Origin of the sequence: Chloracidobacterium sp. N (assembly GCF_018304765.1) — a bacterium.
Taxonomy (GTDB): Bacteria; Acidobacteriota; Blastocatellia; order Chloracidobacteriales; family Chloracidobacteriaceae; genus Chloracidobacterium; species Chloracidobacterium aggregatum.
In genome coordinates, this window is sequence record NZ_CP072643.1 from 326179 (window position 1) to 350465 (window position 24287).

Annotated in this window: 23 protein-coding genes and 1 tRNA gene; 14 read left to right on the forward strand and 10 right to left on the reverse strand. The window is 61.8% G+C overall.

Annotated features, from left to right (window positions below; translation table 11 throughout):
* The first annotated feature begins 249 nt into the window (after positions 1 to 249).
* From J8C05_RS12440 to J8C05_RS12480, 9 genes are all read left to right on the forward strand, one after another.
* Positions 250 to 326 (forward strand) — tRNA-Pro (locus J8C05_RS12440).
* A gap of 35 nt (positions 327 to 361) precedes the next feature.
* Positions 362 to 1045 carry a DedA family protein gene (locus J8C05_RS12445; protein WP_211423849.1) on the forward strand — a complete coding sequence of 228 codons (684 nt, stop codon included), beginning with the start codon at positions 362 to 364 and terminating at the stop codon, positions 1043 to 1045.
* 23 nt (positions 1046 to 1068) lie between these two features.
* Positions 1069 to 1485 (forward strand): hypothetical protein, encoded by a 417-nt coding sequence (locus J8C05_RS12450; protein WP_211423850.1) that lies wholly within the window; start codon positions 1069 to 1071, stop codon positions 1483 to 1485.
* A 49-nt stretch (positions 1486 to 1534) separates the two neighbouring features.
* Complete coding sequence (locus J8C05_RS12455) at positions 1535 to 2134, forward strand: Uma2 family endonuclease (RefSeq protein WP_211423851.1); 600 nt, start codon at positions 1535 to 1537, stop codon at positions 2132 to 2134.
* Positions 2131 to 3147, forward strand: a complete 1017-nt coding sequence (locus tag J8C05_RS12460; RefSeq protein ID WP_211423852.1) for an isocitrate dehydrogenase (NAD(+)) — start codon at positions 2131 to 2133, stop codon at positions 3145 to 3147. Before J8C05_RS12455 ends, J8C05_RS12460 begins: the two co-directional genes overlap by 4 nt.
* Positions 3148 to 3314: 167 nt before the next feature.
* Positions 3315 to 3965, forward strand: a complete 651-nt coding sequence (locus tag J8C05_RS12465) for an IS607 family transposase (RefSeq protein WP_459543862.1) — start codon at positions 3315 to 3317, stop codon at positions 3963 to 3965.
* A complete protein-coding gene (locus tag J8C05_RS12470) occupies positions 3956 to 5296 on the forward strand; it encodes an RNA-guided endonuclease InsQ/TnpB family protein (RefSeq protein ID WP_211423853.1) in 1341 nt (446 codons plus the stop codon). The genes J8C05_RS12465 and J8C05_RS12470 overlap by 10 nt, the downstream gene beginning before the upstream one ends.
* Before the next feature lie 12 nt (positions 5297 to 5308).
* Positions 5309 to 7786, forward strand: coding sequence for a PPC domain-containing protein (locus J8C05_RS12475; RefSeq protein WP_211423854.1), 2478 nt, complete (start codon positions 5309 to 5311; stop codon positions 7784 to 7786).
* On the forward strand, positions 7783 to 8730 hold the full coding sequence (locus J8C05_RS12480; RefSeq protein WP_211423855.1) for an RluA family pseudouridine synthase: 948 nt from the start codon (positions 7783 to 7785) through the stop codon (positions 8728 to 8730). Before J8C05_RS12475 ends, J8C05_RS12480 begins: the two co-directional genes overlap by 4 nt.
* A 32-nt stretch (positions 8731 to 8762) precedes the next feature.
* Here the strand turns inward: J8C05_RS12480 and J8C05_RS12485 are convergent, their stop codons facing one another.
* Both J8C05_RS12485 and J8C05_RS12490 read right to left on the reverse strand, forming a co-directional pair.
* Positions 8763 to 9632 (reverse strand): hypothetical protein, encoded by an 870-nt coding sequence (locus tag J8C05_RS12485; protein ID WP_211423856.1) that lies wholly within the window; start codon positions 9630 to 9632, stop codon positions 8763 to 8765.
* A gap of 98 nt (positions 9633 to 9730) precedes the next feature.
* Positions 9731 to 10390: a L,D-transpeptidase family protein gene (locus J8C05_RS12490; RefSeq protein ID WP_246840803.1), complete on the reverse strand. Its 660-nt coding sequence runs from the start codon at positions 10388 to 10390 to the stop codon at positions 9731 to 9733.
* Between the two features lie 40 nt (positions 10391 to 10430).
* On the opposite strand from J8C05_RS12490, the gene J8C05_RS12495 reads away from it, so the two are divergent.
* Positions 10431 to 10922: a low molecular weight protein-tyrosine-phosphatase gene (locus J8C05_RS12495; protein ID WP_246840804.1), complete on the forward strand. Its 492-nt coding sequence runs from the start codon at positions 10431 to 10433 to the stop codon at positions 10920 to 10922.
* Between the two features lie 279 nt (positions 10923 to 11201).
* On the opposite strand, the gene J8C05_RS12500 is transcribed toward J8C05_RS12495, so the two are convergent.
* The 4 genes from J8C05_RS12500 to J8C05_RS12515 all read right to left on the reverse strand — a co-directional run bounded on the left by J8C05_RS12500 (position 11202) and on the right by J8C05_RS12515 (position 13434).
* A complete protein-coding gene (locus J8C05_RS12500; protein ID WP_211423858.1) occupies positions 11202 to 11540 on the reverse strand; it encodes a HepT-like ribonuclease domain-containing protein in 339 nt (112 codons plus the stop codon).
* Positions 11537 to 11827: a nucleotidyltransferase family protein gene (locus J8C05_RS12505; RefSeq protein WP_211423859.1), complete on the reverse strand. Its 291-nt coding sequence runs from the start codon at positions 11825 to 11827 to the stop codon at positions 11537 to 11539. The genes J8C05_RS12500 and J8C05_RS12505 overlap by 4 nt, the downstream gene beginning before the upstream one ends.
* A gap of 108 nt (positions 11828 to 11935) precedes the next feature.
* Positions 11936 to 12133: a DUF2256 domain-containing protein gene (locus tag J8C05_RS12510; protein ID WP_211423860.1), complete on the reverse strand. Its 198-nt coding sequence runs from the start codon at positions 12131 to 12133 to the stop codon at positions 11936 to 11938.
* A complete protein-coding gene (locus tag J8C05_RS12515) occupies positions 12130 to 13434 on the reverse strand; it encodes a tetratricopeptide repeat protein (protein ID WP_211423861.1) in 1305 nt (434 codons plus the stop codon). The genes J8C05_RS12510 and J8C05_RS12515 overlap by 4 nt, the downstream gene beginning before the upstream one ends.
* 111 nt (positions 13435 to 13545) lie before the next feature.
* Here J8C05_RS12515 and J8C05_RS12520 point away from each other — a divergent pair, with 111 nt between their 5' ends.
* Complete coding sequence (locus tag J8C05_RS12520) at positions 13546 to 14955, forward strand: ATP-binding response regulator (protein ID WP_211423862.1); 1410 nt, start codon at positions 13546 to 13548, stop codon at positions 14953 to 14955.
* Positions 14956 to 14963: 8 nt separating this feature from the next.
* Here the strand turns inward: J8C05_RS12520 and J8C05_RS12525 are convergent, their stop codons facing one another.
* Positions 14964 to 18500 carry a TonB-dependent receptor gene (locus tag J8C05_RS12525; protein ID WP_211423863.1) on the reverse strand — a complete coding sequence of 1179 codons (3537 nt, stop codon included), beginning with the start codon at positions 18498 to 18500 and terminating at the stop codon, positions 14964 to 14966.
* 282 nt (positions 18501 to 18782) lie between these two features.
* Between J8C05_RS12525 and J8C05_RS12530 the strand changes: the two genes are divergently transcribed.
* The 3 genes from J8C05_RS12530 to J8C05_RS12540 all read left to right on the forward strand — a co-directional run bounded on the left by J8C05_RS12530 (position 18783) and on the right by J8C05_RS12540 (position 21025).
* Complete coding sequence (locus J8C05_RS12530) at positions 18783 to 19322, forward strand: YbjN domain-containing protein (RefSeq protein WP_211423864.1); 540 nt, start codon at positions 18783 to 18785, stop codon at positions 19320 to 19322.
* A gap of 222 nt (positions 19323 to 19544) precedes the next feature.
* The gene (locus tag J8C05_RS12535; RefSeq protein WP_211423865.1) at positions 19545 to 20558 is read left to right on the forward strand and encodes a lipase family protein; all 1014 of its coding nucleotides are present in this window, start codon (positions 19545 to 19547) and stop codon (positions 20556 to 20558) included.
* 122 nt (positions 20559 to 20680) lie between these two features.
* The gene (locus J8C05_RS12540) at positions 20681 to 21025 is read left to right on the forward strand and encodes a DUF190 domain-containing protein (RefSeq protein ID WP_211423866.1); all 345 of its coding nucleotides are present in this window, start codon (positions 20681 to 20683) and stop codon (positions 21023 to 21025) included.
* Here J8C05_RS12540 and J8C05_RS12545 read toward each other — a convergent pair.
* Genes J8C05_RS12545 through hemH form a run of 3 tightly spaced genes read right to left on the reverse strand, consistent with a single transcriptional unit; the run spans position 21022 to position 24207 of the window.
* Positions 21022 to 22413 carry an ATP-binding protein gene (locus J8C05_RS12545; RefSeq protein WP_211423867.1) on the reverse strand — a complete coding sequence of 464 codons (1392 nt, stop codon included), beginning with the start codon at positions 22411 to 22413 and terminating at the stop codon, positions 21022 to 21024. The two genes, J8C05_RS12540 and J8C05_RS12545, sit on opposite strands and share 4 nt — an antisense overlap.
* Positions 22414 to 22422: 9 nt before the next feature.
* The gene (locus J8C05_RS12550; protein ID WP_211423868.1) at positions 22423 to 23130 is read right to left on the reverse strand and encodes a response regulator transcription factor; all 708 of its coding nucleotides are present in this window, start codon (positions 23128 to 23130) and stop codon (positions 22423 to 22425) included.
* Between the two features lie 18 nt (positions 23131 to 23148).
* Positions 23149 to 24207 (reverse strand): ferrochelatase, encoded by a 1059-nt coding sequence (hemH, locus tag J8C05_RS12555; protein WP_211423869.1) that lies wholly within the window; start codon positions 24205 to 24207, stop codon positions 23149 to 23151.
* Between the last annotated feature and the right edge of the window lie 80 nt (positions 24208 to 24287).

Below are 24287 nucleotides of genomic sequence, written 5' to 3' on the forward strand. Positions count from 1 at the left end.
ACAGCTTACTCCCGCCACGGGCATTCAGGCTTTGCCGGCAGCATCCACAACATCACACGGGCAGACGGTCGTGGGTGTATTCAATCGCGCTGGCGTGCCGGTGTCCACTACTTTTCAACCGCTTTTCAAGCAGCATTTCAAAGCCGCCCGGGGTTTCACAGCGGGGCGGATGCGCCAGCCCACTGGAAGTCACAACAGGATGCGATGGCTTGACTTGCACGCACAAGTCCATTACCAACATGAACACGTCGGGGCGTGGCTCAGCCTGGTAGAGCATTCGCTTTGGGAGCGAAGGGTCGCAAGTTCAAATCTTGCCGCCCCGACCACCTTCGCTGCCGTGGCTCCCTTCCCAGTATTCCCGATGACCCTGGCTGGTTTCTCTGCGCCGTTCTGGAAAGCCCTGCTGGGCAAGCTCCAACTGTTCGGCCTGTGGCTGTCCGGCTTTGGTGTGTTCGGCGTTCTGCTGCTGGCCTACGTGGACTCGGTCATCCCTCTGACGCCCATCCCTGATGCGACGCTGGCGCTGCTCTGCGCCCAGGGTACGGTGTGGTGGTGGTGGGCGGCGGCGCTGGCCGCGCTGGGTTCATCGCTCGGCTGCATGACGGTGTACTGGATTGTCCGCCGTCTGCGGCAGCGTTTTCTGGGAAGAAGCCTGCTGGCGCGGCGGCTTTCCCCGGAGCGGCAGGCGCGGATTGAGCAACTCATCCGGCAGTACGACATCGTGGCGCTCGCGGCCGCAGCCGTCATGCCGCCGCCATTTCCCTTCAAACCCTTCGTCATCTGCGCCGGACTGCTGGAGTTTCACCAGGGACGCCTGTTTGTCGGGCTGTTTATCGGGCGGGCGATCCGCTACGGCACGCTGGCCTACCTGAGCATGCGTTACGGCAGTGAAGCCATGAGCCTGCTTCAGCAGCATACCGGCTGGTTTTTTCTCGGTGTCGGGGTCATCGTCGCCATTATCAGCATCTATTTCCTCGTGCGGTGGTATGTCTTCCGCCGTCCGGCGCTGGCAGCCACCAGCCTGTCGCCGGACATTCAGCCCTGAGCCACCCGGACGGCCGTTTGACCATGAACTTCCTGCGGTATGGATGTTCATCGTTTCTCGCCCTGGGCGGGCTGGTGGTCGCCTTTCTGGCGCTCTATGACGCTTTCCAACCCAACCGCCACTGGGGACTCATCGCCGGCATGTTCATCGGCGGGGTGGTGGCTTTTCTGGGAGGCACGGCCGTTATCGAGATGGCCAACGCCAGCCGTCGCCGCCGAGGTGAAGCGGAAGCCGCCGCCTGGCTGCCCCGGCTGGCGGCGGAACACGGGGTCATCACCGTTCAGATGATCGAAGACCGCACCCCCCTGAGCGCCACACAAACGCGCCGGTGGCTTGAACGCGAAGTTGCAGCCGGACGGCTCGAACGTCTCGGCCCCGAACGCTACGCCCTCGTGGCCGTCACATCACCTTCCGACTCACCGCCGTCAGACCGGGCATAATTTCCACCGGCGGTTGCCAGTTGATACACTAGGCGTGAGGGGATTCATCATGTCCAGCCTGCCGCACATCCGCCTGACGCCGGACGAATACCTGGCCGCCGAACGCCGGGCGACGTACAAAAGCGAGTACGTCGCCGGCGAGGTTTTTGCCATGTCGGGCGCAACCCTCCGGCACTCGCTCATCGCCACCAACATTGCGGCAGAGCTGCGGCAACGCCTCAAGGGGCGCGACTGTACAGTTCACGCTTCGGATTTACGGGTCGGGACTCCGGCCGGCAACTACTTCTACCCGGATGTGGTCGTGGTGTGTGGCGAACCTGTTTACGCGGATGACCACCGGGATACGATTCTCAACCCCATCCTCATCGTTGAAGTGCTTTCGGATTCGACGCCGGACTACGACCGGGGCGGCAAGTTTGCCCAGTACCGCCGGCTCGCATCGTTGCAGGAATACCTCGTGGTGGCCCAGACCGCGCCCCACGTCGAACACCACACCCGCCAGGCCGACGGGTGCTGGCTGCTTCACGAGACAAGCGACCTGACCGCTGTGCTGATGCTGACTTCGATTGGCTGCCAGTTGCCGCTGGCGGAGATATACGACAAAGTTAGCTTCGCTGTCGCCAATCCAGTCGAAGGGGCAACCCCATGAAACACCTCGTTACGCTTATTCCGGGGGATGGCATCGGCCCGGAGGTCACGGCTGCAACGCTGCGCGTGTTGAGCGCGGCCGGCGTGGACATCACCTGGGAGCGCTTCCCGGCCGGCGCGCAGGCGCTGGCCGAACACGGAACGACCCTCCCCGACGCCCTGCTTTCTTCCATTCGCCGCACACGGGTGGCGCTCAAGGGGCCGGTGACGACACCGGTCGGCGGCGGTTTTACCAGCGTCAACGTCGGGCTGCGAAAGGCGCTCGACCTCTATGCCAACGTCCGGCCGGTCAAAAGCATCCCCGGCGTCAGAACGCGCTATGAGAACGTTGATCTGGTCGTCGTACGCGAAAACACCGAAGACCTTTACTCCGGGCTGGAACACGTCGTTGTGCCCGGCGTCGTGGAAAGCCTCAAGGTCATCACCGAGCGCGCCTCGACCCGTATTGCCCGGTTTGCCTGCGATTACGCCCGCAAGCACGGCCGCCGGAAAGTCACGGTCGTCCACAAGGCCAACATCATGAAACTTTCGGACGGGCTGTTTCTGGACTGCTTCCGCAAGGTCGTCCAGCACTACCCGGAAGTGCAGCCCGAAGAAAAAATCGTGGACAACATGTGCATGCAGCTCGTCATGCAGCCCGAACGCTATGACATTCTGCTGATGGAAAACCTCTACGGCGACATTCTCTCCGACCTGGCCACGGGACTGGTCGGCGGATTGGGTGTTGTGCCAGGGGCAAACATCGGCGACGGCATGGCGGTCTTTGAGGCCGTCCACGGCAGCGCCCCGGACATTGCTGGTCGCGGACTGGCCAACCCGACGGCCATGATCCTGAGCGCCACCATGATGCTGCGCTACATCGAGGAAAACCAGGCGGCTGACCGCATCGAGGCGGCGCTGTTTGCCGTTTTGGGTGAGGACGGCATCAAAACACCCGATCTGGGCGGTACGGCCACCACCACCGAGTTTACCGAAGCCATTGCCACCCGCCTGACGGACAACCCGGCCGACTGAAGCCGCTATCTCACTGTGGCTACATCACCTTGCCAATCACATCGCCGGCCAGACAGGTACGCTTGACCTCCGCCCCACTTCACCTTTTGCTGCTGTCGGCTTCCGACGGCAGACCCTGAAAGGAGCCGGACTCTAGCTTGCCGTATAGTACGCGATAGTGTATAATAATGCTCATGGAAAGCACTATAAGCACAGGCAAGGCGGCAAAACTCCTTGGTGTCTCGGTCAAGACGTTGCAGCGTTGGGAACGCGAAGGAAGGCTGATTCCGGTGGCCCGAACGGACAGCAACCGCCGCCTCTACACTGAGACGCAGATCCGTGAGTTCATCGGTTTGCGGCAGGCCAACCATGCGCCAACCAAGCTTGTCGCCTACTGTCGGGTATCGAGTGCGGCGCAGAAGCCGGACCTGGCGAATCAGCGCAAAGTGCTGGAAGAGTTCGTGGTGGCGAAGGGATTGGCGGGGGTCGAGTTTATCGAGGAAGTGGGCGGCGGGCTGAACTTCAGGCGCAAGCGGTTTCTGGCCCTTATGGACGAGATCGGGCGACGGGAAGTCAGGATGCTAATCCTCGCTCACCGGGACCGCCTCACCCGTTTCGGCTTTGAGTGGTTCGAACATTACGCCCAAACCCATGGCTGCGAAGTGCTGGTACTCAACCAGGAACGGCTGTCTCCCGAACAGGAAATGGTGCAAGACTTAATGACCATCGTGCGCTGTTTTTCGTCCCGGCTGTACGGTTTGAGGAACTATCGAAAGAAGTTGGATGAAGCGCTGAAACAGGATGCGAATGACGTCAAAAAGGCCCAACAATGCAACTGACCCACAAGATTGCTCTTTGTCCGACTCCTGAGCAAGTGGACTACTTCAAGCGCGCCTGCGGCACGGCGCGGCGTGTTTGGAACTGGGCGCTCAATGAGTGGAACAGGCAATACGCAGCAGGCGGCAGGCCAAACGCCATGGCGCTCAAAAAACAGTTCAACGCCATCAAGTACACCGACCCGCAGTGGCTCGATGAGAACGGTCGGCCTTGGTTGCAGGACATTCACCGGGATGCCCACGCCCAGCCGTTTGCCCATCTCGCCAAAGCCTGGGAAAGATTCTTCACCGACCTCAAGGCTGGCAAAGAGGCACACGCACCGCGCTTCAAGAAAAAGGGCCGTTGCCGCGACAGCTTTTATGTTGCCAACGACAAGTTCACCCTGGAAGGCAAGACGATCCGTCTGCCCAGGATCGGTGAAGTCGCCATGACCGAGGAACTGCGCTTCGCGGGCAAGATTTTGGGCGCAACGGTTTCTCGCACCGCGGATCGTTGGTTTGTGGCAATACAGGTCGAGGTGCCTGATGCGCAATTCTATCGGCGTCGCACGTCGCACGAGGTCAACGGCAGCGACCTGGGCATCAAGGCTGCCGCAACGATCTCCAGCGGTGAAGTCATCGAGGCGCCCAAGCCGCTCAAAGCAGCGCTGCGCCGTCTGGAAATCCGTAGCCGACGTCTCAGCCGCAAGCTGGAAGCCGCCAGGAAGGCAGCAGGATTTGAACGCCATGCCCGCCTGCCTGAAGGAACGCGCCTGCCGGTATCGAACAACCGGCAGAAGTCCGCTGCGATATTGGCAAGGCTCCATGCCCGCATTGCCAATATCCGGGCGGATTTCACCCACAAGCTCACGACTCGACTCTGCCGCGAAAACCAAGCGTTAGTGATCGAGGATTTAAACGTCAAAGGGATGCTGCAGAACGAGAAACTCGCCCGCGCCATCTCTGACGTGGGTTTTGGGATGTTGCGCTCGCAGTTGGAATACAAGGCCCGGCGCTACGGTACTCGTCTTACCATCGCTGATCGCTGGTATCCAAGTAGCCGACTGTGCTCCATCTGTGGCTGGAAGAACGAGGCGCTGACATTGAGAGATCGAAAATGGGTGTGTGCTCAATGTGGTGCGCACCATGACCGTGACCTCAATGCAGCGCTGAACCTGAAACGGCTGGCAACCGAAACTGCCCTACCCGTGGCGAGTCCGTCCAGCAATGGCGGCGCTGCGGCGGGGACCGTCCCCGCCGTAGTCGGGAAAGTCACGCCTGTCAGATACGACGGTGGTCAACAGGACACGTCGGGGCAGGAAGAGAACCGTGCGCACTTTTGCGCACATTCTTGATAGCAGCTTGTCATGCCGCGACAACATTTCCGCTGGGTCATCCTTGGCATCTGTATGCTGGCCGGCGCGCTGTTTTTGGGCTTGTCGCCCCGGCCGGCGGCCACCCAGTCCGCCGCCGTCACGCCGCCGCTGGCGATCCAGCTTCCTGCCGCCAACCGGGGGGAAAACCATCTTCGCCCAGCCGCCCCACCCAGCCTGCGCCTGCTTGGCGAACGCCTCTCTCCGGCAACCTGTGCGGCGCTGGCCCACCAACTGCCATCCTTCACCGCCGAGGGGCTGGCCGTCGCCCCGAACCAGATCGGCGCCAACCGCCCTGTGGGACAGGACTGGCTGACGCAGCCACGCCGGTTGGGTGACGTGCGGGCCAAAACCGGCGGCGACATGCTGACCAGCTATGCCGCTGCCCTGACTTCGCCCCGTGCCGCAGCCCTGCGTCTGCACTTCGAGGGCGTTGACCTGCCACCGGGCGCTGAACTCTACGTGTATGGCGCTGCTGACAATACCGTTTCAGGACCCTACACCGGCAGGGGACCGTTCGGCAGTGGCGAGTTCTGGACGGATGTCCTGGCCGGAGAGACCGCTGTGGTCGAATGGCTTGCACCGGCCGGGCGGACAGCGCCTTTCCGGGTGACGGAAGTGGCGCACATCTGGGACAGTCCCCTGCCCCCGACGGTCAAGACAACCGGCAAGGTGGAGGGCAGCGGGCCCGAAGCCGGGGCCTGCAATCTCGACGCCATGTGCGGACCTGAACCGGAAAAAGACAGCGTGGCGCGCATTGTCTTTCAGACCAGTGGCGGCACATCCGTCTGTACCGGGACGGTCCTTGCCACACGCAGCGGCGACTTTGCACCCTTCTTTCTGACGGCCAACCACTGTGTCAGCACGGCAGCCCAGGCCCAGAGCGTGCAGGCGTTCTGGTTTTACCGCACCACGGCCTGTAACAGCGGCGTTGTCAGCAGCAACTTTTTCCGTTCCCCGACCGGAGCGACGCTGCTTCAAACCAATGCGCCGAGCGACCACACGCTGCTTGAAATTCTCGGCGTCATTCCGCGCAACCTGTTCCACGCCGGATGGGACATCAATCCACGCCCGGATGGTACAAACGTGTTTGCCCTGCACCACCCGGATGGGGGGACGCCCATTTCCCAGCCCCAACTCTCTTTCCTGCGGCGGTCGCTGGGCACACTCGCCGGGCAAAACACCAACTGTGGCGGCAGTACCGGATTGCAGGGCGGCTACCGGGTTAACTGGAATCAGGGCGTTACGGAACCCGGTTCGAGCGGCTCCGGCATCTGGTACTCAACCAGCCAGGGCAGCTTTCTCATCGGCGTGCTGAGCTGCGGGCCGGCCGCCTGCGGTGTGCCACCCAGCCAACTGTTTGACAACTACGGCAAGTTTTCCGCCTTTGCCCCCAGCATCAACAGCTTCCTTGACGGCGGCTCGGATGATGCCTTTGAGCCAAACAACTCCCGGGCCGAGGCGCGCTTCGTCACCCTGCCCGTCAACGCCAATAACCTCGTCGTCAAGGAAGTTTCCGAAGACTGGTATGCCATTCAGGCCACAACCGGCGCACGCATCCTCGCAACGATCAACTTCACGCACAACTTCGGCGATATTGACATGCAGCTTTACCGCAACCAGGAACCACAGCCGGTGGCCATCTCCAACTCGACCAGCAACAGCGAAACCATTGATTTCACCAACACAGGTCCGGCCAACCTGTTTTTCCTGCGGGTCTTCCTGTTCAACGACACGCGCAACACCTACCAGATGTCACTCAACGTCACCGGTGGCGCGCTACCACCGCCGCCTTCCACGGTCGGCTGCTTCCGGCCCTCGGATGGCTTTGTCTATCAGCGTTTCAGCAACACGCCGGGCTTTGCCGACAACAGCTTCTTCTATGGTCAGGCAGGCGACCGCCCGATTGCCGGTGACTGGAACGGGGATGGCATTGACACGGTCGGCATTTTCCGCAACGGCACCTTTTTCCTCAAAAACAGCAATTCGCCGGGCTTTGCCGACCTGTCGTTCGCGTACGGCAGCGCGGGGGACATTCCCCTGGCCGGCGACTGGGATGGCGATGGGGTGGATACCATCGGCGTCTATCGCAACGGAACATTCTTCCTGCGCAATTCCAACAGCGCCGGGAGTCCCGACATCGTGGTGAACTACGGCAACCCGAACTACCTGCCGATTGTCGGCGACTGGGACGGCAACCGCACGACAACTGTTGGCTGTTTCCGCCCCTCGAACGGCTTCTGCTACATCCGCAACAGCAACACCTCCGGCTTTGCCGACAGCGACTTTTTCTATGGTCAGGCCGGGGACATCCCCGTAGCTGGCGACTGGACAGGCAAAGGTTTTGATAGCATTGGGGTTTACCGCCAAGGTGTTTTTTTCCTGCGCAACTCTAACAGCGCTGGCTTTGCCGATATTCAGGTCAACTACGGCAGTCCGGGCGACATTCCCATCGTGGGGCGGTGGCGATGAGCGAGCTGCGGCTGGAAGCGGAAGTGACCGTTCCACCAACGGCACACTGGCAACGCCTGGACGAGTTTGTACGGGCCCAACTCGGCGAATGGCCCCTGACGGCCATTCGCCGGGCGGTAGCCGAAGGGCAAATCCGGGTCAACGCCCGCCCGCGCACCGCCGGCTGGCGACTGCGCGCCGGCGACCGCGTCCGCTGGCAACTCGTTGCGCCGCCGCACGTCCGCCTGCCGGCAGCCGACTTCACCCTGCCGGTGGTGTACGAAGACGACGTGCTGCTCGTCGTCGCCAAGCCGCCGGGGATGCTCTCCCATCCGACGCCCAAAGAACGCACCGGGACGCTGCTCAACCGCCTGCTCACCTATCCGGCATTTTCCACTGGAACCAACCGCCCGATGCTGCTTCACCGGCTGGACCGCGACACGTCAGGTCTGGTGCTGGTGGCCAAAAATGACCGTGGCACGCGGGCCCTGGCACCGCTGTTTCAGGCCGGCGACATCGCCAAAACCTACCTGGCGCTGGTGGTGGGTCATCCCGATGCCGAGACTGGAACGATTGACGCTCCGATTGGACGGTCGCCGTCCCTGTGGCCGCGCTGGCGCGTCCTGCCGGATGGCAAACCGGCGCAGACCAGTTTCACTGTGCTGTGGTGTGGGCCGCAGTGGGCACTGGTGCAGTTTCAGCCCCTGACGGGCCGGACGCACCAGATACGCATCCACGCCGCCCACCTGGGCTATCCCATCCTGGGCGATACGGTCTATGGCCGGCGGGCCAACCAAACCTTGACGGCTGAAACCGGCCGCAGTGCGTCCCGGCAGATGCTGCATGCCGCCGAAGTGAAACTCTGGCATCCGCTCGAAAAACGCCCGATGCACTTCTGCGCGCCGCCGCCTGATGATTTTACGCCCTGGCTGGAAGCGATGCCCGTACCGGGCAGGATCAGTTAGACACTCAACCGGCTTCTTTCAGGCCTGAAGTTTCAGGCCTGAAGCTGCTTGCGCTCGCTGCCCTCGGCTGCGGCCGGGGCTTCCGCCGCGGCCGGCGTCGCCTGCCGCCGTTTGACATAGAACAGCAGGCCGCCCAGCCCCAGGGCAATCAACACCACGGACACCGTGACAAACGCAATGAGTTTGTTGACCTTGGCGCGCTTCTCGATGTCGGACAGTTGGGTTTGAAGCTGGCGCGGCGGCTCGTGGAAAATCGTGACGACGACATTGCTGGCGTCCAGATTGGGAACGCCGCCCGTCACCAGACGCCGGACATCCTCTTCCTTGAAACGGGTTTCGGCCGCGGTTGTCACCAGCAGCACCGAGGCCTTGGCGGGAGTGGGCTGCAAGCTGGCGATGTCTTTTTCCGGCAGCACGATGTTGACGCTCACCCGCGCCACATCCGGCAACTGGCGCAACTGGCGCTCGATTTCCGTCTTGATCTGCTTGATTTTTTTGGCTTCCTCGGCCGTCGGCGACAACCCGCCGAACGTCCCCCCGCCGGTGTCCTCGCCAAGCCCTGTCCCGGTCGGACGCGGCAGGCCCAGTTCCTGCAGGATGCGGATGGCCAGCGCCGCCTTCCCGGAGGCAAAGGCGTCCTCGACAACCAGAATGCGCCACCCCTTCTGGTCTTCGCCGCCGGCCGCTTCCTTTTTGGCTTCAATGCCCCGGTCCTGGAGTACCGCGATGATTTCGTTGGCTTCCGTCTCCGTCGGCACGGTGACAATCGCTTCCTGCTTCTGACAGGCCGTGGTCAGCAGCAATACACACCACAAACCGATCAGCGCCGGCCAGCGCCGGCAGGTCTGACGCCAGCCGTGACGCCACACCGGCGCCAGCGAACGAAGGAAACCAAGAGACATACGAACTCCCGATGGGTCGTGCGAATGGAGTCTGGGCGTTGCCGGTCAATGCTGCCGCTAAGCTTGGCGACACGGAGCGGAAAGTCAACCCGGATGGCTCACGGATAGATCGTCACCGGAGTTTTGAGCGGGCAGGCCAGCCACAGTTCTTCGATGTCGTCGTTGCTCAACGCCACGCAGCCCCACGTCCAGTCACTGCCCGTCCCGCCCCCGTGAATGCCGACTTCCCCGCCCAGTGGCGTGTTCCACGGCGGACGCACCTGCTGCCGCTGCGCCTGCCGGATGGCGCGGTACTGGCGACGGCTGATGAGGCCATCCCGCAGCCCCCGTTCGGCGTCTTCCTCATTCGGATAGCTCAATCCCAGAAACAGGTGAAACCGGCTGCGATCATTGCGGGTGCAGACATAAAACCTACCGACCGGCGTGCGATGGTCGCCTTCGCGGAGTTTGTCCTGTTCCGGTTCAGCACCAAGGGCAACCGTGTAAGTCCTGACACAGGTTTGCCCGGACCATAGTTCAAGCCGCCGCAATGACTTGTACACCCGCAGGGAGACCGCCCTGAGCGGAAAAGGCACGCCGGATTGTACGGCAGCGGCCCACAGCCGCTCGCCGGCTTCCGGTGCAGGTGTGGTCTGGGGCGGCAAAGCGGCGCTCTCGGCCAGCATGGCCAGCAGAAAAGGCAACAGCGCAGGCAACCGGCGCGTCGCAGCCAACAACCGATGGACTGTCCCCCCACTTGCAATTGCGATGCTCTCCATATCAAGTTCCGATATTCCCTATACCTTTTTGGAAACCACGATGACCATTCGCGTTTTGTTTGTCTGCACAGCCAATATCTGTCGCTCCCCGATGGCCGAAGGGATTTTTCGCCACCTCGTGGCTGAAGCCAGGCTCACCGGCCAGATTGAAACAGACTCCGCCGCCATTTCGCCGATGCGGGTTGGCGAACCGCCCGACCCACGCGCCCAGCGGACGGTACTCAAGCGCGGCATTGACATCAGCGATCTGCGGTCGCGGGAAGTCTGGCGGGATGATTTTCACCAGTTTGACTACCTAGTGGCCATGGATCGCACCAACCATGCCTACCTGCGCTCCCTGTGTCCGCGCGGCTGTGAACACAAAATCTTCCTGATGATGGAGTTTGCACCGGCCATCGGGATTGCTGAAGTCCCCGATCCCTATGCCGGTGGTGAAGAGGGGTTCGAGCTGGTGTACCGCGCTTTGGAAATGGCGGCGCGCAACCTGCTGACCTACATCCGGCAACAGCACCTGCCCGCTCCAACCGAATGAAGCTTCCGCAATAAACCTCTGCGGCGCTCCAGAGCTGCCAGAATGTCTTTCAAAATCGAGTGACAGTCCTTCAATCTTCGCTCCGCAGCTCCAGCCGGGGCATAACCAGGCTTACGTTTCACCCCTCTGCCCTTTTCTCGCGCCCGCGCCGGAAGATAATCCTTCCGGGCGTTTGCGTCCGGCGCCGGCTTGCGAGCCGTGGATAGCTCCCGGACACACCGGGGGTTGAAGTGAATACCCTACCCAGCCACCCATCTTTCGCTCTACACCTCCACTGATCTAAGCCATATCCTGCAGGATTTTCTGAATCTCGCTTCTAATCTGTGGCAACCGCTCTGTAATTGTCCTCCAGATCAACTGATAGTCCACGCTAAAATAAGAATGAATTAACTTATCTCTCATCCCTGCCATTTCCCGCCACATAATTTGAGGATTTTGCTGGCGTATTCTGTCAGGCACGTGTTTTACTGCCTCACCAATAATCTCAAGTTTTCTCACAACTGCACTTGATGTTTTGTCATCAGACCAGAATTCTTCAACATCCATTCCATCTATGAAACTTTCAATACTCTCTATAGCTGCCAAAATGTCTTTCAAATAGAGCGTATAGTCTCTCATAGGACGATACGTTCCTGAAGGACTGATTCCTGCAATTCCTTCCGTAAGGCTCGTTTTGGAATTACATCCACACGATGCTGAAGTATTTCTTCCAAATAAAACCCCAAGCCTATCCAATCAAGCAGGTCGGCTTTGTCATCGAACTCTACCAGAACATCAACATCACTGCTTATGTTTTGCTCATTGCGGGCGAAAGAGCCGAAAAGACTGATCTCTCTCACCTTGTAGCGGCTGACAATGATGGGCTTCACAGCCCGCAGCCTGAGAATGATGTCTTCAGTATTCATTGTCGGCTTTTTCCTTTTGATAATCGTGACAGGAAGCAGTTGAGAGAGTATGGACCGAGACCCTTTCAGATGACGAAGAGCATATTTTTCAGGAAACGTCTCAGTTCATCAATACCCTCTCTTACTCCTCTGATCTTTTCTCTTAGCCGCGCTGGAAGATAATCCTTCCGGGCGTTTGCGTCCGGCGCAGGCCTGCGAGCAATAGATGACCTGCTCCCAGGTGTTACGCCATTTTTTGCGCCAACGAAAAGGCCGACGGCACACGGGACACATCTTTTCCGGCAGGAAGGGCTTTTTGTGAGTCATGGCTGGGATTCCTCTGCCTCATCCGGCGAAGTTGGCGGAACCGTGGCCGTCGTCGCCACATAGGGCTTTTTCAGGTGCGCCTGCGCCCGGGCGTGGACATCAAACACATTCGGCCGCCTGAGAACGGCCCGGTACGCCTGCATGGCCTCGGCCCGCTGCCCCAGCGCGTCATGCGCTTCACCCAGTCGCAACTGCGCCAGCGTCGCCAGGTCGGCATTGGCGTTGGGAAGTGTCAGCACCCTGCGAAAATGCGGCACGGCTTCGGCCACCCGGCCGACCGAAAACAACACATCGGCAAACTGGTAGTGGATGGCATCACGGTAAGGGCCGGCCGCATCCTCTTTCGTCAGTTCCTCGAAGCGCGCAATGCCTTCCTCCATACGCCCCAGGCGTACCAACGTGTCGGCCAGCTCCAGACGGGCAACATAGTTGGCCGGATACTGACGGGTGAACGTTTCGAGGTAAGACATCGCATCCGCATATCGTTTCTCGCGCTTGTAGAGTGCAATCAACAGCAGCCGCGCCGCGTCCTGTGCGGTCCGTCCCTCGTCGGCGGCTTTGGCCACCAATGCCAGCCCGCGCTTTTTGGAACCACGCACACCACCCAGCGCCGCAATGACCTTGACCGGCAGCGGCAGCGAGCCGACCACGTAGTTGTACAAGCCAATCGAGAGGTTGGCATCGGCGTAGTCGGGATCGAGCTTGAGCACCTCGCGGTGCAGGGCAACGGCCTTGTTGCTCTGGCTCAGGGCCGCCAGAAAGGCCCGCGTAATCGTGGCCTCATAAGCGGCCAGCAGACCGTGCGCCATGCCTTTGTAGTAGAGCGCCACAGTGTCACGCGGATTCTCCCGGAGACGGGCATCCGCCACCTGGAGGGTACGGTCAACGGCCTCGCGTAAGCGGCGGTCAAAGTCCTTGTCGAAGACTTCCTTCGTATCAGCAAAAAAGGTCTCGCCGGTGTAGGTTGTCGCCTGCAGGCGGCGCGTACGGTAGAGCTTTTCAGCCCACATACAGTTGGCCAGGTAGAGGTAGCCGGCCGGATGCGTCGGGTCAATCCGGGTGAGCTGTTCAAAAGCCGCCCACGCCCCACGGTAGTCGAGGTTGTAGAGCGCATCGAAGCCCTTGGTGCGGACCTGCTCAAAGGCTTCTGTGGCCGCGGGCGTGTCTAACACTGGACGGGGGCCGACCCCCACTGGACGGGGGCCGACCCCGCCAGGCGGGGCCGCCAGGACGCCGCATCCACCCAGCCAGACCAGGCAGACAGACAGCCCGGCCAACCACCAACTCAGACGCCAGAACATAACGCAAGCCTCCACATCAGAAACGCCAACCGGACGTGAAAGACCAACCCGCAGCGGCATGCTACAATCCTCAGTCAAAGTTTTCTGTCCGATATGCCATCCGATTCACTCATGACAATTCTGGTTGTCGAGGACGACGCCGTGCAGCGGCGGCTGCTCCGGTTTTTTCTGGAACAGCAGGGATACCGGGTCATCGGCGTGTCAAATGTTAGTGAGGCGCTGACGTGCATACAGCATGGGCTGCCGGATGCCCTGCTGCTCGATGCCATGCTGCCCGATGGCTCCGGCCTGGACGTGTGTCGGCAGATTCGCCAACTCCCGGAGGGACAAACCCTGCCCATTCTGTTGTTGACGGCCTATGACATCGAGCCGGTCATCGTCGAGGCGTTTGAAGCCGGAGCGACCGATTTCATTGCCAAGCCGGTCAATCTCAAGCTGCTCGAGCGCCGGTTGTACCACCTGCTACGCGCGGCGCGTCACGAAGCGGCGCTCCGGGAACGTGAACAGCAGTACCGCACGCTTGTCAACACCCTGCCTGATGTCGTCATTCGCGGCCGGCGGGATGGAACCGTCACGTACTTCAAGCCCAGCGAAACCTGTCCGGCGGAGATGTTCAACCTCGAAATCACGCCTGACACCCGTTTGGCGGCCATTCTCCCGGTGGAAGGTGTCACCAGGATTGAGCATGCACTGAACAACCTGACCGCTGAAACCCAGCTCACGGTGGAGTACCGGGCCCAGTGCCAAGGTGTCTGGCGTGAGTTCGAGGCGCGGCTCATTGCCGATGGCCCGGATACGTTTGTGGCCCTCATCCGGGATGTCACGGACCGCAAAACAACCGAGCGCCTGCGCGAAGACTTTACGGCCATGGTCGCGCACGACATCCGTTCACCCCTGACAGCCATGCAGATGGCGCTGGAACTGCTCGAAGCCCAGGATGCCTATGCAAACCAGAACCTGCAGGAAATCGTCTCCGTAGCCCGCCAGGGACTGAACAAGGTTCTGCAGCTTGCCAGTGACCTACTGGAACTGTTCCGCGCCAATCAGACCGGCATGACCCTGCTCAAAGGCGTCGTCTTCCCCACCGTCCTGCTGAAACGCTGTGTGGGTGAAATCAGCTTGCAGGCGCAGGGCAAAAACATCGAACTGACACTGGACGCCCCGGAAGACCTGCCGCCCTTCGTCGGGGATGGCCCGAAGCTGGAGCGGGTCGTCTCCAACCTGCTCTCCAATGCCCTGAAGTTCACGCCGGAAGGCGGACGCATCACAGTCAGCGGCGCCGCCGACGGTGAATGGGTGGTCATCAGCGTGGCCGATACCGGCCCCGGCATTGCGCCGGAGTTACAGGCAACAATGTTTGAGCCTTACCGCCAGGGCGGGAAACACCGCAGCCTGGGGGTGGGTCTCGGTCTGGCCATCGTCAAGCGCATTGTCACCGCCCACCGGGGACGGATTTCCGTTGAAAGCACCGAGGGGCAGGGCACGACCTTCACCGTGCGCCTGCCCCTTCACCTCAACTGAGCCACCCCTCAGAACTGAAACTTCAGCGCAAACTGGAACTGCCGGGGCGGGACGGCCGTCGCCACGGCCCGCCCAAAGGCCGGCGCTTCCAGAATCCTGATCGGCGTTGCAAAGTGGGTGCGGTTGAACAGGTTAAAGGCCTCAACCCGCAGCAGCAGGGCATACCGTTCGGCAAACACAAACCGCTTGGTCAGCGCCACATCCACCAGTGCCACGCCGGGCGCGCGGAACGTGTTGCGCCCGACGAGGCCCTCGCCTGGACCCGTAAAGTTGAAGGAAGTCAGGGTCAGCGGGTTGACGCCCGGCGCCAGCGCAATCTGCTGTGCGCCGCGCCGCCGGAGCACCAACCCCTGCGTCGTCGCCAGACGGTCAGTGCGGTTGCCGTCGCGGTTCGTGTCCAGCCCTGTGATCACCGTGAAGGGCTGCCCGGTCTGCAGGGTCACGATCCCTGACACCTGAAACCCACCCAGCCACGGGTTGGAGGCCAGCCAGGGCAGGTCATACTGCACGCCCGTCGTGAACCGGTGCCGGATGTCAAACGACGCGCTGCCCCGTTCAAGCCGTGTGATGCTGGGAACGTCAAGTTCGATCTGCGACCGGTTGGCGTTGCCGGCGGTGTCGAACAGTTCCGAAGTGCTGTCAATGGCATGCGCCCACGTATAGGCGGATTGGAATGTCAGCCCACGTGTGAACCGCTGCCGGACGCTGATTTGCAGGGCATGGTAGGTGGCGTCGGCATCGGTCGAAAAACCCGAAATGGCCCCGGCCGCCGTATCATTCCGCCGCTGCAGGACCTGCACCTGGTCAAAGGGGCTGGTCGGCGTGGCCTGGAAGAAGTACAGCGGCGTCAGCGCCCCCCCATTGGGCGTGCCGGGGCGGATGATGTTGCCGCCAAACGTGCCGACGTAGGCCACGGCCGCCGTCAGCCGGTCGGCCAGCACCTGTTCCACCGACAGTGACACCTGATGCACCCGCGCCACGCTCATATTCCGCCGTGGCAGCGTATAGGCCAGACTGAAGTTCTGGCGGTCGAACAAATCCCCCAGAAACAACGGCGGCGACCCAACGATAATCGGCGCCGCAACAGAGGCCGCCGTTGGGCTTGGACTTTCACTGCCGGGCGTGACGTCGGGAAGCGGAGGGACACGTCCGCCACACCGGCCGCTCCCCGGCGGACACAGGAAAATCGCCGGATTGGAACGCAGGATGTCGGGAAACACGATGCCGGACCGGAAGTTGGACTGCACACTGTTGGGGAACAGATTACGGGACTGCCCGGTGATGGTGAGCGGGATGATGTCGTAGAACATCCCGTAGCCTGCCCGCACGGCCGTGCGTCCGCTGCCAAACACATCCCACGCCAGACTGGCCCGACCGGCAAAGTTTCGGCGCGAGGGGTCATAAATGCCATCCCGCTGGTTGACAAACCCCTGGTAGTTGTTGAACGCGGCAAAAAAGGCCGCCGCCCGGGGCTGGTCGGCCGGCGCAACGGGAAAATCCTCGGGACGCACGGCCAGGCCACGGCGCAGCCGCTCATCGCCGGTATCGGGAACCGTGTTGAGTTCATACCGCACCCCGCCCCGGACGATGACCCGTGAGCCAAGGCGGACCGTCTCGTTGATGAAGAAGTTGTATTCGGTTGTCCGCAGCCCCAGGGTCGAGTTGGGATCGGTCACAAAGGTCTGCCCAATATCGGAGGGCAGCCCCAGTCCCACGAAATCCACCCCGCTGGCATAGCGGAAGTTTCCGCCCGGCGGAATGACGATACCCGGCGCAAAGCTGAGGTTCAGCCGGTAGTTGATGTCGGCAAAACTGTTGGAGCGAATGAAGCGGATGTCGGCACCGGCCTTGAGCGTTCCGCGTCCGTGATTCCAGATGAAGGTATCGGCAAGCTGAATCGTGTTTACCACCCGCCCCTGCGGAAAGATGCTGGGGTCCACACCGATACTGCTGTAGGGCAGCACGTTCACCCGACCCAGCGGGCCGCTGCGTCCATCGGGCAATCCATCGCCCGTCAAATCCACTCCAATCGAGCGGGTCTGGAAGATGAACGGACTGCCGGGGATTTCATCGAAGCCAAGCCGCTGCCGGCCGTACGACAACCGCATCTGGTTTGAAAACCGGTCGGAGATGCGGGTCGTGAAATCAAAGGCGACATTGTGGGTGCGCGTCCGGGAATCCACCCCGGAGTTGATGGCGTCCCCGACGTTCGGCAGCCGCCCCTGGTCGTCGCTGAGGTTGTAGCGCGCCGTAAACAGCGTCGGACGGTCAAACGGGCTGAACTGGTAGTCACTCCGAAATGAAAACAGCGTCGCCGCGCCGTTACCCGCCAGGAACTGCGTCAGGGTATTGACGCCATGCGGGCCGCCCGGATTGTTGGGCAGGGGGTACAGATCGAGCAGATCGCGCCCCAGCAGGCTGGGAACGCGGCCGATGGCCAGCGCCGCCGCCCGCTCAGCGGCCGTCGGGACGGCAAAGTGTGTCGCCTGGGTACGATTGACGCCAATCCGCTCGAACGCCGTGAAAAAGTGCCAGCGGTTTTGCCGGAAGGGGCCGCCCAGCGTGGCCCCTGACTGGTGACGGGTGAAGGGCGGCTTGCCAATCCGTACCGAGCCGGCGCGAAAATCAAAGGCATCGCGCGCATTGAGCCGGGCGTCGTTGAAGAACGAGTACAGGTTGCCGTGAAACTCGTTCTCACCGGTGCGCGAGACGACGTTGATCTGTCCGCCGCCGTTGCGCCCGCTTTCGGCATCGGCCAGCAGGGTGGTGATCTGAAATTCCCGGAGACTCTCGATGGGCTGGGGTGCCGTCGCCACGTAACCGCGCCGCCGCCCGCCCACGTCCTGGTCATTGTTGTCGGCGCCGTCAATGGTGAAGTTGTTGCCGCGCGCCCGAACGCCGTTGACCACGAACTCGCCCCCGCCCACGTTCGGCCCAATGCCGGGCCCGCTGACGCCAAAGAAGGAGGGTGGCGGTGCCACGCCCGGCGCCAGCAGCGCAAAGGTGTCGAAGTTGCGGATACCGCGCAGCGGCAGCGCCAGGATGAATTCGGCCGTGGCGCTGCCACGCAGGGCGGCATCGGCAATGTTGGCCTGGGTTGTTCCCGGCGTCGGCGCGGGCGGCTGTCCGGGCGTCGTGGGCGTCGGCGCCGGAGCCGTTGGCGGGTCAAGCACAATCGGGGGTGGCTGGATGATTTTCTCCCGGTTGACCTCGACGATGAAGTTCTCGATGGCGTTTTCCCGGAAGCCGTCGGCCTGGGCGCGAATGTCATACAGCCCCGGCAAAATCAGGTCGAAACGATAGACACCGCGGGCGTCCGTCCGCGCTGTACGGGTCAGGCCGTTGACCTTGTTGAGAATACGGACGATGGCTCCGGGGACGGGCGTTGCGTCGCGCTGAATAACCGTGCCGAGAATGGTGCCGGTCGTCGTCTGCGCCTGGGCCTGCCACCCAACCCAGGGCGACAGTGCGTGCAGGAGAAGCCACAGCCCCAGGAGCAGCCAGACGAGTCGCCGCCACAGCGAGCAGGTGATAGTACAGTTCATGGCAATGGCCTCGGTTTGAAAGACAGGTTTTATCTTCAAAAGGTTTGGATGGCACTCAAGAGTACTTTGAAGGGTGCCGGAAACGAAATGGAATCGTGGGTGTGTCAACACATGCACCCTATAGCGAATGCATGGGATCAGGTCTTGTCAACTGTTTTCTTGAGTCCCGGAATTTGCGTATGATGCCCGCCACCCAGCCCCTCCCGTCACGACTGGGCGGGTTGGCTATTGCCCTGCCAACCGTCCGGTGCTTTGTTCTATTCCATTTGAAGGACCCTCACGATGACATTCGACAAAACGCTCCCGGCTTCCCATACGAACGTCCCACGGAGACGAAAGGCGTTGCCGCTTGGGCTGGCCCTGGTGCTGCTCACTGGCGCTCCACTGTTGTCACCGACGGCTTTGGCCGCTGTTGGCGAACCGGTTTCATCCGCATCACCCCAACAGGTTGAAGTTTTTGATGTGATGACGACAACACGCCTCGAGCGCATCCTCCGCTCGTTCACCGACGTGAAGTGGCGTGAACTGGACAACAACACCTACCTCATCGAGCTTACAGACGGTCTGAAGATGCGGCTTGTCAAACGCGACAAAAGCCTCCTGCTGGCCGCTGTCTGGGGCGGACAGCCCATGACGCTCAATCGCATCAATGAATGGAACCGCGTCAAGCGGTTTGCCAAAGCCTACCTCGACAACGACAACGATCCGGTACTCGAAAGCGACTACGAACTGACGGGCGGCGTGACGGAACAGAACGTCAAGGAGTGGATGAAAACGTTCGTGTACTTCGCCAAGGAGTTTCGGAAGTACATGCAGGAGTAGGGGGCAGGAGCAGGGGCTGGCATCAAACGCCGATCCCGGCGGGACGGTATCAGCGGCCGGGAAGGATTTCTCACGACTTCCCGGCTGCCCCGGTAGCCATCGCGGCCGGTGTTGCTGCCTGGTGGTCTGGTGAATACACTGCCGTTTCCTTCCGTTTCGCTGTTGCGCCACAGTTTTGCTCTTGCCTTGATCAGCACAGTTTCACGCTCTGCCGAAAAAACCATGCGTCACACACCACTGCATCGCCGCTGGCTGGCAGCCAGCCTGTTCCTCAGTGCCATCCTTTTTGGGTTGTTGGGGTTGCCGGTGGAGGCCAGGGGCAAAGCCACCGCGCCGGCGGCCGCCCAGGTTTCCACGTCGGGTATCACGCCCCATTTCCGCAACTGGCTCGTCGCCAACGGTTACGGAAGTTTTGATTTTGCCCGGGCCGACCTGGCCGGGGGCAGTTATGGCGGACGGCAGAATGACGCCGATACGGTCGTCAACCAGCCGGTCATCTTCATTCACGGCAACTCCGACAAAGCCGTGGGCACGGGCGTTCCGGGTCAAACCGGCTGGAACGCCTCGATTCAGTACTTTCTCTCGCAGGGCTACAAGACAAGTGAGCTGTATGCCACCACCTGGGGTCCGGCCAATGCCCTCTTTTCGGCGCAGCAGTACCACTCGCGCGAACACCTCACCCGGCTGCGTGCTTTCATCCAGGCGGTCAGGCAGTACACCGGAGCGGCCAAGGTGGACATCATCGCGCACTCGATGGGCGTGACGCTGGCCCGCAAGGCCATCAAGGGCGGCCCGGCTTCTGATGCGCTGGCCGGTGGGAGCTATAACCTCGGCCCAAGCCTGACTTCCATCGTGGACACCTTCGTGGGGATTGCCGGCGGCAACCAGGGACTGGCCACCTGCTATCTCTCCGGCCCAACCACGCCGACCTGCGGCAACACGAATGGGTTTTATCCCGGCTACCTGCTGGGTGGGTTTGGGCCGTATGGCGTATCGGCGTTTCTCACCGAACTGAACTCCAGTACTGGCTACGAGGGAGCCTATCGCTACTCGATCTGGTCAAGTGTGGATGAGGTCATCGGCTATGGCTGTCTGGTGTATGGCCGCAACACCTGCCGCATTCCGGGACAGACCGGCGAGCGCGGTTTTTCTGTGGCGCCATACGGTCACTTCGGCTGCAAAGACCTGACAGCTTACTGGCAACTGCGGATGGTCAAGTTTCACACGACAAGTTGAAACCACAACCAGTGACACCGGACACCCGGCAAGCCGGCTCACGGTCGGCTTGCCTTTTGTTTTTGTCTTCGGCCACATTGGCACTTCCCTACTCCAGCGTGTTTCAAGGGAGCAGTCCGGTCATGGCAGCACGCAAGCTCGAAGGCACGGCCCAGGCCCTGCAAATCTTCATTGGTGATGACGACCTGTGGGAAACCGAACCGCTCCATCGGGTGCTTGTTCACCGTCTGCGCCTGGCCGGCGTGGCTGGAGTGACGGTGACACGTGGCATTGCCGGTTTCGGGCTGAGTGGGCAAATCCGGGCGGCCGACCGGCTCGGCGGTGCAACGGACCTTCCGCTGGTGGTGACGGTGATTGATATGCCGGAGCGGATTGCCAGCCTGCTGCCCATCATAGACGAGTTGGTCACGGACGGTCTGGTTATCCGGTTCGATGTTGAAATCCTTCGCCACCAGGACGCCAACTAACCGGAGGCGCCCGGGAGCGCCGGCGTCACGCCGGCGGAGATCGCCGGAAGCACCAGCGTGACCTGAAAGCCATCCGGGAGATTCTCAGCCCGGATTTGCCCGCCGTGCAGCGCCGCCGCGCGCGCGGCAATGGCCAGCCCCAGACCAACACCTCCGCTGGCCCGGTCACGGGCGGTTTCAACCCGGTAGAAAGGCTTGAAAATGTCCTCCAGCGCCTCCGGTGGGACGCCTTTGCCGTAATCCCGAACCGTGATGTGAAGCCGGTCGGAAACAGCCCTGACCTCGACTTCGACACACGATGACGGTGGCGTGTGGCGTACGGCGTTGCGCATGATGTTTTCCAGGGCACGGCGCAGCAGTTCGGCATCGCCGAGAATGGGCCGGTGGGCATCATCAGTCAGGATGCGGCACTGCACGGTCCGGTCAGCGGCCTGGGCTTCAAAATCCACGTCCGTGGCCACCTGCTGGGTCAGCGTCGCCACATCCAGCCACTGGGTCGCATCCAGGGACGCCGTGCTTTCCAGCCGCGACAGCGCCAGCAGTTGCCCGACGAGTTCATCCAGCCGCTCGGACTCCCGCTCGATGCGTGCCAGGTGCAACTGGGCTTCGGGGCCAGCCTTGCGTTGGGCGAGTTCAAGTGCCAGCCGCAGGCGTGCCAGTGGCGAGCGCAGTTCGTGTGAAATATCCCCCAAAAGCCGGCGCTGGGACGTTACCAGAGCTTCGATGCGTTCGGCCATCGCGTCGAAGTCGCGCGCCAGACCGCCGATTTCATCGGTCAGACGCCCCAGCCGCGCTCCGGTACGGGCCGTCAGATCGCCGGCCGCCAGCCGTTGGGCCGCCTGGCGCAGGCGGCCGATGGGACGGGTCAGATACCAGGCCAGCCCATAGCAGACGATGCCACTGCCCAGCACAAAAACAGACAGGCGGATGATACGCGCCCGCGTCCAGACAGGCGGCATCGGCAGCAGATTCCGGTCAAACACGGTCGCCAGCAGGTAGCGCCGGCCGCTGGCGCCTTCCACCGTCCGCAGCAGGAAGGTTCGGCTTTCCACGATGGCGAATTCCTCACGGCGGCGGCCATCGGGGCTCATCGGCCAGGCGGGCGGCATCGTACCTACAAGCAGTTGTCCCTGCTCATCGAGCAGTGCGGCTTGCAACTTGGACGTTTCCATCACCCGCCGGAAGTAATCGGCAACGGCTTCCGGCCCCTGTTGTTCATAGAGCAGCGCAGCCGTTTCGGCATAGAGGGTCGTCGCGGCGGTCAGGGTCCGGCGGCCGGGCCAGACAACGTCGGAAGCCGTCAGGGAGCCGACCGCCGTGACCAGAACCGTCAACCCGGCCATCGCCAGCCAGAACCACAGGAAAATCTTGATGAACAGGGTGCGCATGATGAAGCGCTACGCAGAGGACGCCGGTGTTTCCGCCGGTGGACATACGGCGTAAAGATACCCGACGCCGCGCACCGACTTGATGCGCTCGCTGCCATCCACGTGCGGGCCGAGTTTCTTGCGCAGGTTGCTGATGTGCATGTCCACGCTGCGGTCGAGCGGATGAAACGACCTTCCCAGCGCCCGCAGCGAAAGATCATCGCGCGAGACAATCTGGCCGGCGTGTTGCAGCAAAACGGCCAGCAGGTCGAACTCAACGGATGTCACGGCCACGGTCTGCCCCTGCTTTCGGAGGCTGCGCGAACCGAAGTCCAGCTCGACATCCCCGACAACCAGTTTTTCAGCCAGCAACTCCGGTTTGGTCCGCCGCAGAATGGCCCGGATGCGCGCCAGCAGTTCACGGGGATTGAAAGGTTTGGAGAGATAGTCGTCCGCACCGATTTCGAGGCCCACGATGCGGTCCACATCGTCGCCGCGCGCCGTCAGCATCAGGGTTGGCACGTGCGACACGGCCCGAATCCGCTTGAGCGTCTCGAAACCATCCAGCCGGGGAAGCATCACGTCAAGAATGATGAGCGCATACGGTTCGCTCGTCGCCCGCCTCACTCCCGACTCGCCATCGTGAACGACTTCGACGGCAAACCCTTCAGCCGTCAGGTACTCCACCACGAGTTCACAGAGTTCGGTGTCATCGTCAATGACAAGCAGGCGTTCCATGACGAGTTCCGCCTTGGTTTATCCCCCGGCAGCCTGTTCCGCTGCCTGCAACGGATAGCCAGCCGCCAGGCGGGCGCGTACCAACCCGGCCAGACCACGGATGAAAGCCCGGTGGCAGTTGAGTGCCGGAACACGGCGGAAATGGGGAATGCCGACCTCCTGGGCCAGCGCCTGGTACTGGATGTCGAGTTCGTACAGCGTTTCGATGTGCTCGGAAACAAAGCTGATGGGAACGGTCAATATCTGTTCGTGGCCTTCGCCGGCCAGCCGCCGCAGGGTGTCTTCCGTGGAGGGTTCCAGCCACCGTACCGGGCCGACCTTGCTCTGAAAGGAGAGCCGATGTGGCGGCCGCGTCCCAAGCCGCCGCTCAAGCACCGTCATGACGGCAGCAATGGTCTGTTCGTGGTGCCGCAGGTAGGGGTCGCCCCGCTCAACATACTTGGTCGGAATGCTGTGCGCGCTGAACAACAACTGAATCGCTTCCGGGCGCGGGTCGGGAAACCGGCGCATTTCTTCCGCGATGAGATCGGTCAGCGCCGCAATGTAGCCCGGCTCGGTCTCATAACGTGTCACGTAGCTGCGCCGCATCTCCCGGACGCCACCGTGCTGGTCAAAGCAGCGAATGAGCTTTTTGGCAGCCGCTCCCGTGGTGGTCACGGAAAAATGGGGAAACAGGGGCAGCACAACGAGGTGCGTGATGCGGTCCTGGAGCACCTGCTGAAACGTGCTTTCAATCAACGGATGCCAGCACACCATCCCGACATACACGCGCGCCTGAACCCCCTGGCGGGCCAGTTCATCCTGCAACGCCGCAGCCTGCTCAGTGGTGATACGCCGCTGTGGCGAGCCACCGCCAATTTTCTCATACAACCGTCGGGATTTGCCCCGGCGCAGCCGGGCAATCAACCAGCCAAACGGCCGCTGGAGCGCAGGAATGGGCAGACGGATGATGGAAGGGTCAGAAAAGAGATTCCGCAGAAAGGGCTCAACATCGGCCAGCTTTTCCGGCCCGCCCAGGTTGAGCAGCAAAACACCCAGGCGCACAGGTTGGGGACGCTTGAAAGGTCGAATGTTCATTGGTGATGAATTCCCGGAGAAATCAACGCAGGCAGCCGCGGGGGTAGGGCACGAGGGACTATACGCAACTCGCCGGAGCG